Origin of the sequence: Candidatus Magnetominusculus dajiuhuensis (assembly GCF_046044395.1) — a bacterium.
GTDB lineage: Bacteria > Nitrospirota > Thermodesulfovibrionia > Thermodesulfovibrionales > Magnetobacteriaceae > Magnetominusculus > Magnetominusculus dajiuhuensis.
In genome coordinates, this window is sequence record NZ_JBJUSG010000015.1 from 25381 (window position 1) to 37209 (window position 11829).

At 51.0% G+C, this 11829-nt stretch carries 9 protein-coding genes and 1 tRNA gene; all 10 read right to left on the reverse strand.

The features are described 5' to 3' along the window. Positions 1-58: 58 nt before the first annotated feature. Complete coding sequence (gene rpoC, locus AB7D94_RS03780) at positions 59-4150, reverse strand: DNA-directed RNA polymerase subunit beta' (RefSeq protein ID WP_420264399.1); 4092 nt, start codon at positions 4148-4150, stop codon at positions 59-61. 36 nt (positions 4151-4186) lie between these two features. Next, positions 4187-8113 carry a DNA-directed RNA polymerase subunit beta gene (gene rpoB / locus AB7D94_RS03785; RefSeq protein WP_420264400.1) on the reverse strand — a complete coding sequence of 1309 codons (3927 nt, stop codon included), beginning with the start codon at positions 8111-8113 and terminating at the stop codon, positions 4187-4189. Between the two features lie 96 nt (positions 8114-8209). Beyond that, the gene (gene rplL, locus AB7D94_RS03790; RefSeq protein WP_420264392.1) at positions 8210-8590 is read right to left on the reverse strand and encodes a 50S ribosomal protein L7/L12; all 381 of its coding nucleotides are present in this window, start codon (positions 8588-8590) and stop codon (positions 8210-8212) included. 58 nt (positions 8591-8648) lie between these two features. Next, entirely contained in the window at positions 8649-9170 is a 522-nt protein-coding gene (rplJ, locus tag AB7D94_RS03795) for a 50S ribosomal protein L10 (protein ID WP_420264393.1), read from the reverse strand. 295 nt (positions 9171-9465) lie between these two features. Then, complete coding sequence (gene rplA, locus AB7D94_RS03800) at positions 9466-10161, reverse strand: 50S ribosomal protein L1 (protein WP_420264394.1); 696 nt, start codon at positions 10159-10161, stop codon at positions 9466-9468. Between the two features lie 45 nt (positions 10162-10206). Further along, positions 10207-10632 carry a 50S ribosomal protein L11 gene (gene rplK, locus AB7D94_RS03805; RefSeq protein WP_420264395.1) on the reverse strand — a complete coding sequence of 142 codons (426 nt, stop codon included), beginning with the start codon at positions 10630-10632 and terminating at the stop codon, positions 10207-10209. A gap of 24 nt (positions 10633-10656) precedes the next feature. Then, positions 10657-11181, reverse strand: coding sequence for a transcription termination/antitermination protein NusG (nusG, locus tag AB7D94_RS03810; RefSeq protein WP_420264396.1), 525 nt, complete (start codon positions 11179-11181; stop codon positions 10657-10659). A 65-nt stretch (positions 11182-11246) separates the two neighbouring features. Continuing rightward, complete coding sequence (gene secE, locus AB7D94_RS03815; RefSeq protein ID WP_420264397.1) at positions 11247-11435, reverse strand: preprotein translocase subunit SecE; 189 nt, start codon at positions 11433-11435, stop codon at positions 11247-11249. Between the two features lie 59 nt (positions 11436-11494). Then, positions 11495-11570: transfer RNA gene (locus AB7D94_RS03820), tRNA-Trp, on the reverse strand. A 45-nt stretch (positions 11571-11615) separates the two neighbouring features. Continuing rightward, positions 11616-11768 (reverse strand): 50S ribosomal protein L33, encoded by a 153-nt coding sequence (gene rpmG / locus AB7D94_RS03825; protein WP_420264398.1) that lies wholly within the window; start codon positions 11766-11768, stop codon positions 11616-11618. Between the last annotated feature and the right edge of the window lie 61 nt (positions 11769-11829).

Genomic DNA, 11829 nt, shown 5'->3' on the forward strand with positions numbered 1-11829 from the left:
TGAAGTACAGGCAGAGGAGCAGCCGCTCCCCTGCCACATTTATCAGACATACGGATTATTATTCGACGGCCTCTTCTTCTTCGACATGCTCCTCGGCCTCTCGTTTTACAAACGTATCAATAAACTTGTCCATGCCCGTGCCACAGGGTATTATCTTACCCATAATGACGTTTTCCTTCAGGCCATGCAGGTCGTCAATAGCGCCGCTTAGGGCCGCGTCGGTAAGCACCCTCGTTGTCTCCTGAAATGACGCCGCAGAGACCCAACTATATGTCGTCAGAGACGCCTTCGTGATGCCAAGCAACAGTGGTTTGGCGGTGGCCGGCCTTCCGCCTTCCGCCATAACCGCCTCGTTGACCTCCTGAAAATGCATACGGTCAACGTGCTCGCCAATCATGAACTCAGTGCCGCCCGTGTCTTCTATGTTTACTTTTCTCATCATCTGGCGAACTATTATCTCAATGTGTTTGTCGTTAATGGCAACGCCCTGCAGCCTGTACACCTTCTGCACCTCGTCAACCATATAGCGCTGCAACTCCGTAGGCCCTAAGATGTCCAGGATGTCGTGCGGATTGACGGCCCCGTCCATCAACGCCTCACCGGCCTTCACCCAGTCGCCGTCGTGCACTGTGACGTGTTTGCCCTTAGGAATGGTATATTCCTTCGTGATATCCCCGCCGCGCACCTTTACCATTCTGACGCCCTTTTGGGTTGAGACAAGCTCCACTGTGCCGTCAATTTCAGACACGAGTGTGGGTTCTTTCGGTTTACGAGCCTCAAATAGCTCAGCCACACGCGGCAGACCGCCTGTTATATCCTTTGTCTTTATCGTTTCCCTCGGTATCTTCGCCAATATATCGCCGGGGGCTACGAGGTCATTTTTCTCTACGAGGATATTAGCGCCCGCCGGGAGATTATAACGCGCGGGGATAGAAGTGCCGGGCAGTTTGAGCGTTGACTTGCCATGCTCGTCCTTAATTGATATCCTCGGCCTCAGATTCAGATGTGTCGGGTAATCTATTATCAGTTTATGCGAAAGCCCCGTTATCTCATCAACCTGTTCTTTTACGGTGATGCCTTCCTCGACATCGCCCCACGCAACGCGCCCACCTACTTCTGTTAGAATCGGTGTTGAGTACGGGTCCCATTCGGCTATCTTTTGCCCTATCGTTACCCTGTCATCCTCTTTCACCGTAAGACGCGCCCCGTAAACGAGGTTATGCTTTTCACGCTCTCTGCCTGTCTCGTCGGCTACGGCCACAAAGGCATTACGATTCATAACGACCAGAAGCCCTTCGCGGTTAGTAACATAGTTCAAATCAACAAACTTGACCAGCCCTGAGTGCTTTGCTGTCAGCACGGCCTGCTCAATAACCTTTGTGGCCGCACCGCCGATATGGAACGTCCTCATGGTGAGCTGCGTACCAGGCTCGCCTATGGACTGGGCGGCTATGATGCCCACTGCCTCGCCTATTTCAATTTTGGTGTTCCTTGCGAGGTCCCTTCCATAGCAATTGCCGCATATGCCAAACTTTGTCTGGCACGTCAGCACTGAGCGTATTTTCACCCTGTCAACGCCTGCCTCCACGATTACCGACACGGCCTCTTCGTCTATTTCCACGTTTCTCGGCCATATTACCTCTTGTGTCACGGGGTCTTTTATGTCCTCTGCCGGGAGTCTGCCCAGCAGCCTTTCTTCAATGGGCTGGATTATCTCTCCACCTTCAATCAGCGACGTAATGATTATGCCGTCTTCAGTGCCACAGTCTATCTCTGTGATAATAACGTCCTGGGCAACGTCAACAAGCCTTCTGGTCAGATAGCCGGAGTTCGCCGTCTTTAGCGCCGTATCGGCAAGGCCCTTACGTGCGCCGTGCGTGGATACGAAGTACTGAAGCGGGGAGAGCCCCTCGCGGAAGTTCGCCGTAATCGGGGTCTCAATTATCTCACCCGATGGCTTTGCCATCAGTCCGCGCATACCGGCAAGCTGTCTTATCTGTGCCGCCGAACCTCTGGCCCCTGAGTCAGCCATCATGAACACGCTGTTAAAGGCACGATTCTTCTCTATATCCTCTTTGGTCAGCGTCTTGCCGTCCTCCGCGCCTAACTCTGCCATCATAAACTCTGCCACCTTCTCTGTCACGGTTGCCCAGATGTCAATGACCTTGTTGTACCTCTCGCCCTGCGTTATCAGGCCGTCGGAGTACTGCTTATACACCTCCATGACTTCTTTCTCGGCCTCTTTCAGGATTTCCGCCTTGTTTGATGGTATGTGCATGTCGGTTATACATATTGATATGCCGGATTTCGTCGCGTAATGAAATCCAAGATTTTTCAGCTCGTCTAAAAACATAACCGTCTTACGCCTTCCGGCATACTTATGGGCATAGTCAATTACCTTTTGCACCTCTTTCTTAGTCTGCACCTTGTTTATTTCAGCAAATGGCACATCCTTAGGCACGATTTCATAGAACAACACCCTGCCGACTGTCGTATTGACATGTGTGCCGTCTATCTCAACCTTTATCTTCGCGTGCTCAACAACCGCGCCGCTGTCGTAGGCTATGCGCACCTCCTCGACAGACGAAAAATGTTTGCCCTCGCCCTTTGCGCCCGGTCTTTCCTTTGTCAGATAGTAAATCCCCAGCACCATGTCCTGAGTTGGAAGCACAATAGGCTTGCCGCTTGCCGGTGACAGGAGATTGTTTATTGACATCATAAGTACGCGAGCCTCAACCTGCGCCTCTACGGACAACGGGACGTGGACTGCCATTTGGTCGCCGTCAAAGTCGGCGTTATAGGCCGTACATACCAGAGGGTGGAGTTTTATCGCCTTACCCTCTATGAGGATTGGGTCAAAGGCCTGAATGCCAAGCCTGTGAAGCGTGGGCGCCCTGTTCAGAAGCACCGGATGTTCCTGGATTACCTCCTCAAGTGCGTCCCATACCTCGTCCCGCTCCATTTCGACGAATTTCTTCGCCTGTTTTATCGTCGTTACATAACCCTTTTCCTCTAATTTATTGAATATAAAGGGTTTAAATAGCTCAAGGGCCATCAGTTTTGGAAGGCCACACTGGTGGAGCTTTAACTCCGGGCCTACCACTATAACCGAACGTCCTGAGTAGTCCACGCGCTTGCCAAGCAGGTTTTGCCTGAAACGCCCCTGCTTGCCCTTTATCATATCGCTGAGGGATTTCAATGTCCTCTTCGTTGAGCTCTTAGGCAGTTTCGCCCCCTTTGTGTTATCAAAGAGTGAGTCAACGGCCTCCTGCAGCATTCGCTTTTCGTTTTTTACGATGACGCTTGGGGCCTTCAGCTCAATAAGCCGCTTTAATCTGTTGTTGCGGTTGATGACGCGCCGGTAGAGGTCGTTCAAATCAGAAGTCGCAAATCGTCCACCCTGAAGCGGTACAAGCGGCCTCAAATCTGGAGGAAGCACAGGGATCACATCAAGAATCATCCATTCGGGCTTGTTTTTCGACATCCTGAATGCCTCGACTATCTTGAGCCTCTTAGTGAGACGCTTCTTTACCCCTATTGCTCCGGTCTCCTCAATCCTCGTCTTCAGGTCAACGGACAGCCAGTCAAGGTCAACCTTTCGAAGCAGTTCTCTTATTGCCTCTGCACCCATGCCGCCCTTAAAGCGCGAACCCAGCTCCAGCGCATACTTCTTGTACTCCTCTTCGCTGAGTATCTGTTTTTCCTTCAGGGGTGTGTCACCAGGGTCAACCACCACATAACTTTCAAAATAGAGGACTTTCTCAAGGTTTTTCATCGTCATATCAAGCAGCATTCCAATCCTGCTTGGCACGCCCTTGAGAAACCATATATGCGCCACCGGCGTACAAAGCTCTATATGTGCGAGGCGTTCCCTTCTGACTTTGGCGTGGATTACCTCCACGCCACACTTATCGCACACAACGCCCCTGTGTTTCATCCTCTTGTATTTACCGCAAATGCACTCCCAGTCCTTTACCGGACCGAATATCTTGGCGCAGAACAGGCCGTCTTTCTCAGGCTTAAAAGTCCTGTAGTTTATCGTCTCAGGCTTTTTCACCTCACCGAACGACCATTCCCTGATACGCTCAGCGGAGGCAAGTTTTATCCTTATCGCGTCGAAGTCCTTTTGAGTCTTTGGAATCTGATACATACTGTATACGATTTCACTCAAGAGTGTTATCCCCCTCTATCTTTTTTTCTCCAAAAGCTCTACGTCGAGACAGAGACTTTGGAGTTCTTTTATCAGGACATGAAACGACTCCGGTACACCCGGATCAAGTGTTGCGTCGCCCTTGACTATCGCCTCGTACATCTTGGCGCGCCCGGTAACGTCGTCGCTCTTTACCGTCAAATACTCTTGCAGCGTGTAGGACGCGCCATAGGCCTCCAGCGCCCAGACTTCCATCTCACCGAGCCTCTGTCCGCCAAACTGCGCCTTGCCGCCGAGGGGCTGCTGTGTTACCAGCGAATATGGCCCTATGGAGCGCGCGTGTATCTTATCCTCAACCAGATGGTGGAGCTTGAGCATATACATATAGCCCACGGTTACAGGCCTCTCGAATGGTTCCCCTGTCTTGCCGTCAAACAGTACTGACTGCCCGTTTTCGGCGAGGCCGGCCTTTTTCAGGAGTTCTTTTATGTCGTTTTCCTTTGCCCCTTCAAACACCGGAGTTGCCACATAAACACCGAGGGCCTTCGCCGCATATCCGAGATGGGTCTCAAGTATCTGCCCTACGTTCATTCTTGACGGTACGCCGAGGGGATTCAGCACTATTTCAACCGGTGTGCCATCTGGCAGGTATGGCATGTCGTCCTCAGGCAGTACCATTGCCACAACACCCTTATTGCCGTGCCTTCCGGCCATTTTATCCCCCACCTGTATCTTCCTCTTCATTGCAATATAGACCTTTACGAGTTTATTGACACCGGGGGGTAGCTCATCTCCTTTTTTCAGCCTCTCTATTCTTTCGTCATACCTGTTTTGAAGCTGTTTTAAGTAATCCCTTGTCGTCTTCATAAAATCTTCAATTTGCTGCTGCGTGTTGGGGTCGCTGATTTTCAGACGGCTGAGTTTTCTATCGCTTATAGCCTCTAATATCTCAGGGGTGAGCACGTCGCCGGCCTTACAGATAAGCTCCCTGGCACCAGAGTCCCTTCTTAGGTCCTCAACGGCGGTCTTGCCGGTTAAGAGCTTCCTGAGGCGGTTGTGCATCTCATCTGACATAATTCGTATCTCTTCTTCCACGTCTCGCTGGAGGCCTTTTATCTCGTCGTCCTCAAGGGCCTTAGCGCGTGTATCCTTTTTAATTCCCCTGCGGGTGAAGACCTTTACGTCTACTACGATACCCTTGACGCCCGGCGGGACGTAGAGGCAGCTCTCTTTGACCTCTTCCGCCTTTTCGCCAAATATCGCGCGCAGGAGTTTCTCCTCCGGCGTTAACTGCGTCTCGCCCTTAGGGGTTATCTTGCCCACGAGTATGTCGCCCGGCTTTACCTCCGAACCTATATAGATAATACCGCTTTCGTCAAGGCTTGCCAGGGCGTCCTCGCCAACGTTAGGTATATCGCGCGTTATCTCCTCAGGGCCGAGTTTTGTCTCTCTTGCCTCCACATCAAATTCCTCTATGTGTATTGACGTAAAGACATCCTCCCTTACGAGTTTTTCGCTTAACAAAATGGCGTCTTCAAAGTTATACCCGCCCCATGGCATAAACGCCACCAGAACGCTTCTTCCAAGGGCCAGCTCCCCCATGTCTGTTGACGGCCCGTCGGCTATCACGTCGCCGGCCCCAACTTTCATTCCGAAATCCACTATCGGCCTTTGATTTATGCAAGTTGCCTGATTAGAGCGCACGAACTTCACCAGATTGTAGATATCAACTCCGCCCTCATCTTCCACCCTTACCACTATGCGGTTTGAGTCGAGGGTTTCGATAGTCCCGCCACGTTTAGCCAATATTGCCGCCCCTGAGTCCCTCGCCGCCACAAGTTCCATTCCCGTGCCCACAATCGGGGCGTTAGGTTTTATCAGCGGCACTGCCTGCCTCTGCATATTGGAACCCATTAGCGCGCGGTTGGCGTCGTCGTTTTCCAGAAATGGGATCAACGACGCGGAAACGCCCACAATCTGCTTTGGGGATACGTCCATGTATTGTATATCGCCCGGAGGGACGATCTTTATGTCGCTGCCTATCCTTGCGGAGATGGCATTGCCAATAAGCCGACTGTCTTTATCCGTTGGCGTGGTCGCCTCGGCTATGACGCACTTCTCCGCGTCTATGGCCGACAGGAACAGTATCTCATCGGTCACCAGGGTGTTTACGACCTTTCTGTATGGCGCCTCAAGGAAGCCGTACTCGTTTACCCGCGCAAATGACGCCAGCGAGGTTATGAGACCTATATTCGGGCCTTCCGGCGTCTCTATCGGACAAATACGCCCGTAGTGTGTCGGGTGAACGTCGCGAACCTCGAATCCTACGCGGTCTCGCGTAAGACCGCCAGGGCCAAGGGCGGAGAGCCTCCTCTTGTGCGTTATTTCAGACAGCGGGTTTGTCTGGTCCATGAACTGGCTCAACTGGCTTGAACCAAAAAACTCCTTCACCGCCGCCATTACAGGTTTGGCGTTTATTATATCATGAGGCATTATATCGTTCATCTCTATTATCATCATCTTTTCCTTGATAGCCCGTTCCATCCTGATTAGTCCGATTCGGAACTGGTTTTCAAGTAGTTCGCCAACGCTTCTTATGCGGCGGTTGCCCAGATGGTCTATGTCATCCACCTCGCCCTGCCCTGTGCGAAGTCCAAGCAGATATTTTATTATCTCTACTAAGTCAACCTCGGTCAACACTGTCTTGTCCATGGGGATGTTAAGGCCAAGCCTTTTGTTTACCTTAAGCCTTCCCACGGGGGACAGGTCGTAGCGTTTTTCGTCGAAGAACAGGCCATCAAACAGCGCCTTAGCGGCCTCCGGCGTGGGTGGCTCGCCCGGTCTCATCTTTTTATAAATCTCAATGAGCGCCTCTTCCTTAGTGGTAACCTTGTCTATCAGGAGTGTGTCCCTCAGAGACGGCAGAAACCTGACGTTATCTATAAACAGAAGTCCCAGAGTGTCTATCTTCGCCGACAGGATTCTGCTGAGTATCTCCTCTGTGATTATCTCATTGCCCTCTACGATTATCTCTCCAGTGTCGGGGTCAACGACATCGTGGAGGCTTATCCTGTCCAGTATGTCCTCGCGAAGGATGGGAATCTCCTTGACGCCGGCGTTTTGGAGCCTCTTAATGGCCGCCTTTGTAATTTTCGCCCCTTCTTTGACAATCGCCTCGCCTGTTTTGGGATCTTTTACGGCGGTGGTGGCCTTTATTCCCGACAGAATGCCCGCCAGTTTGCGCGTAAATGTGTTTTTGTCATAAATCTTTATCTCCTCTACCTGATAAAAAGTGTTCAGGAGGTCTTCGTTGGTCTTACCGAGGGCCTTCAGGACAATCGTAGAGGGAAGTTTCTTTCGCCTGTCTATGCGCACATAGAGGATGTCCTTTGTGTCGAACTCAAAGTCCAGCCATGAGCCTCTGGAAGGGATAACGCGTGCCGTATAAAGCAACCTTCCGCTGGTGTGTGTTTTGGTCTTATCTGTGCTGAAAAACACGCCCGGAGAGCGGTGCAACTGGCTGACAATTACGCGCTCTATGCCGTTGATGATAAAAGACCCGGTATCTGTCATCAGGGGAATCTCACCAATGTAGACCTCTTCCTCTCTGGATTCCCTCAATTGCTTTTTCCCGTCATCGCCGCTTTCCCATAGGTTCAGCCTGACCTTGATTTTTACGGGGGCAGAGAAGGTAAGGCCCTTGTGTATGCACTCCCTGTCGCGGTATTTTGGCTCAAGAATACTGTAGCCCAGATAGTCTATTGAGGCGGTCTCGTTGTAATCTACTATGGGGAATACGCTCCTGAATGCCGCCTCCAGGCCAAAGTTTCTCCGTTTTTCTGTTGAAATGTCTTTTTGCAGAAATACTTCATAGGACTTGCTCTGGATCTCTATCAGGTATGGAACCTCAAGCACCTTCGCAGCCTTGCCGAGGTTCAGTCTCTCTCTCATTACCCTTGCCATGTTACTCCTTGTTTTTAAGAATTCCATTAAGAATTCTACTGGCTCCTACCACAGGCGGGAGCGGGTTGTTCGTAACATTCGAGCACTGGGGACAAACTATTTAATCTCTACTTTAGCACCCTGTTCTTCCAGTTTGGCCTTGATGTTTTCGGCCTCTTCCTTAGTTACTCCGGTTTTTACTTCCTTAGGAGCGGTATCAACCAGCTCTTTGGCCTCTTTCAGACCGAGGGACGTCAACTCCCTGACCACCTTTATTACCTGTATCTTCTTATCGCCAACCACTGTCAATACGGCGTCGAAGCTGGTCTTTTCCTCCACTGGCTCGGCCGCTGCCGCCGCCGGGGCTGCCGCAACCGCAACCGCCGCCGCTGCCGTTACCCCATACCTGTCCTCGAATTCCTTGATGAACTCCGACATCTGTAATATGGTCATGTTGTCGAAAAACTGTAACACCTGCTCTTTTGTGATCTCTGACATTGCTGCCTCCTTTAGGTTATTGTAGTTTGTCTTTACTTGTCTATTTATCTGTACTTCACTATGCCGATTTCTTTTCTATTAACGCGTGAAGCGCGTTTGACATCTTACCTATCGTAGCGGATAACAGGCCTGCCATCTTGCCCATCGGCGCGGAGAAACATCCGGCCATCTGCGAAAGCAGCACCTCTTTGGGAGGGAGGTCAGCGATTTTCTTTAAGTCCTTAGCGTCATACAGCCTTCCTTCCACAAATCCGCCCAGCACCTTTAATTTCGCGTCCTTGCCCTTTGCCGATTCAAATACCTTCTTAGGAACAAGGGTAGGGTCGTCATACCCTATGGCCACCCCTACGGGGCCTGTAAACACATCCTTGTCTGTCTCTACCGGCGTGCCCTTGGCCGCTATCTTAGCCAGCGTGTTTTTCACCACCTTGAACTCTACAGCCGAACCTCTCAGGCTCACCCTCAGGGCGGATAGCTCTTCAACTGTCATGCCCTTATAGTCAGTCAACACTACCGCCTTCGCCCGTGCGAACTTCTCATTCAGGCTCGCAACTACCGCTTCCTTTTCCTTCTTGTTCATATCACGTCCCCTTTGTTCATATCGCTTGTATTCATATCACATCCCTTTCACGTCATTTTTTTCGTATCCTGTAATCATTATACCCGTCCTTTCTCTCAAGTTATCGGCCCTCAGTCCGATTGCTCTATGGCCCGAGACACTCAAAGACGGCCCAAGACACCCTGGTGCCAATATCTGGCGGCGGCATGGACATTCCATCAGGAACTCCATGTGTTGACCGTCTGAACAGGCCGACCTCTTCTGGCCGATTATACTTATCGTACCTGTCGTCTCTGACCGTGTTGACATTTCTTGTCTATATTTTTGATGCTGTTACCGAACCTAAATCAATTTTCAGACCGGGACCCATCGTTGAGGAGATAACCAGCCTCCTCAGATACCTCCCGCGGCTTGTAGACGGTTTTGCCTTTATTATCGAATCGAGTGCCGTCTTGACGTTGTCTGCTATGCTCTCCGGCTTAAAAGACAGTTTCCCTACGGGCATATGGACTATCCCGCCCTTTTCCACCCTGTAATCCACCTTACCCGCCTTTATCTCCTTTACCGCCCTGGTTATGTCAAACGTAACCGTGCCGGTCTTTGGGTTTGGCATAAGCCCCCTTGGCCCAAGTAGTTTTCCAAGTTTACCTACCGCGCCCATTAAGTCAGGCGTTGCCACGGCCTTATCGAAATCCAGCCATCCCTTTTGTATCTTTTCTATCATGTCCTCGGCACCCACGAAGTCGGCACCGGCGTCGCGCGCCTCTTTCTCCTTCTCGCCCTTTGCAAACACCAGCACACGCACCGTCTTGCCTGTTCCATGCGGCAGCACGACGAACCCTCTGACCATCTGGTCGGATTTCCTCGGGTCAACGCCGAGGTTCAGGGCAATGTCCAGTGACTGGTCAAACTTCACGAACGATATCTCTTTTAGTAAAGCAATGGCCTCCTCTACGGAGTACTCCTTAAGCCTGTCAATCTTCTTAACCGCCTCATCATATTTCTTGCCCATATGGTCTCGTCTCCTTCCGAAATCCTTCTTTATAATTCGCTGCCGCTAGTCCACCACGTCAATGCCCATACTTTTGGCCGTACCGCTTATTATCCTGACGGCCTTGTCGGCGTCATACGCGTTGAGGTCGGGCATCTTTGTCTTCGCTATTTCTTTCACCTGAACGCTGGTCACCTTGCCGACCTTTTCCTTATTCGGCACGCTTGAGCCTTTGATTACACCGGCCGCCTTTTTCAGCAGTTCCGCCGCAGGGGGCGTTTTCAGTATAAACGTAAAACTCCTGTCTTTGTATATTGTCAACACTACGGGCACTATGGTATCGCCCATCGGCGCGGTCTTTGCGTTGAACTGCTTGCAAAAATCCATTATATTGATACCGTGCGGGCCGAGGGCCGGGCCCACCGGTGGTGCGGGATTCGCCTTCCCCGCCGACAATTGTATCTTGACCATCGCGGTCACTTCCTTGGCCATCTGTACTTCCTCCTATGGTGTTATCTATGTTCTTTCTACCTGATAGAAACTCAGCTCAACCGGCGTCTGTCTGCCGAATATACTAACCATTACCTTCAGCCTGCCGTGGTCGAAGTCCACCTCGTCCACGTAACCGTTGAAGTTCGAAAACGGCCCGTCTGTAATGCGCACGCCCTCGCCCTTGGAATACTGCATCTTTACTTCCTGGCCTGTTCCCTTTTCCTGCTGCTGAAGTATCACCTCTACCTCCTCATCAGGCAGTGGCACGGGCCGGGTACCACCGACGAAACCCGTAACGCGGGGGATGTTCTTCACGAGGTGCCATGTCTCATCGGACATCGCCATCTCTACGAGTATATAGCCGGGATAGAACTTCCTGTCGCTCTCGGTCTTTTTGCCCCTCTTTATCTCCACTATCTTTTCTGTCGGGATAAGCACCCGCGATATCCTGTCGTCGAATTTTACCTGCAACACCTTCTCTTCAATACCGTGTTTTACCTTATCCTCGTACCCTGAGTACGTATGCACTACATACCATCTTTTTTCCATATCCCTGCCTTAAGTTCCCACCTCTGCAAATTTATCAATAACTCATTTAGGGCGGCTACTGCCGCCTATTTTATCATCGACTGTATTAGTTTTGACAATCCCATATCGACAATACCCAAAAACATCGAAAGCACCACCGTAAATATCAACACCACCCAGGTTGAGCCAATAAGCTCTTCCCTTGACGGAAAGGCCACTTTCTTCGTCTCCAACTTTACTTCCTTAAAAAATACCTGAATCTTCTCAATCATCATCTATACCCTTTAAACACCCTTTCATAATACACACCCCTGTTTATGAACCCTTAATATTCTGGCAGGCCAGGAGGGATTTGAACCCCCAACACCCGGATTTGGAGTCCGACGCTCTGCCGTTAGAGCTACTGGCCTTCCTCTGCACACACGCCGCACACCGCGCCTTGGCTGTTGTCTCCTTTATGCCTTCACCTCTTTGTGCTCGGTATGCCGCTTGTCGAACTTACAGTATTTCTTCAGGTTCAGCTTCTCTGTTGTGTTCTTCTTGTTCTTCCTCGTTGAATAGTTCCTGCTCTTACACTCCTTGCACTGTAGTAAAATTATATCTCTCATCTCTCTCTACTCCAACACTTCCGTAACGACGCCGGCTCCAACCGTCCTGCCACCCTCTCTT

Bases quoted from the DNA above. Each gene is read 5' to 3' on its own strand.
- rpoC (WP_420264399.1), bottom strand. From the start codon at position 4,150: ATGTATCAGATTCCAAAGACTCAAAAGGACTTCGACGCGATAAGGATA.
- rpoB (WP_420264400.1), bottom strand. From the start codon at position 8,113: ATGGCAAGGGTAATGAGAGAGAGACTGAACCTCGGCAAGGCTGCGAAG.
- rplL (WP_420264392.1), bottom strand. From the start codon at position 8,590: ATGTCAGAGATCACAAAAGAGCAGGTGTTACAGTTTTTCGACAACATG.
- rplJ (WP_420264393.1), bottom strand. From the start codon at position 9,170: ATGAACAAGAAGGAAAAGGAAGCGGTAGTTGCGAGCCTGAATGAGAAG.
- rplA (WP_420264394.1), bottom strand. From the start codon at position 10,161: ATGGGCAAGAAATATGATGAGGCGGTTAAGAAGATTGACAGGCTTAAG.
- rplK (WP_420264395.1), bottom strand. From the start codon at position 10,632: ATGGCCAAGGAAGTGACCGCGATGGTCAAGATACAATTGTCGGCGGGG.
- nusG (WP_420264396.1), bottom strand. From the start codon at position 11,181: ATGGAAAAAAGATGGTATGTAGTGCATACGTACTCAGGGTACGAGGAT.
- secE (WP_420264397.1), bottom strand. From the start codon at position 11,435: ATGATGATTGAGAAGATTCAGGTATTTTTTAAGGAAGTAAAGTTGGAG.
- rpmG (WP_420264398.1), bottom strand. From the start codon at position 11,768: ATGAGAGATATAATTTTACTACAGTGCAAGGAGTGTAAGAGCAGGAAC.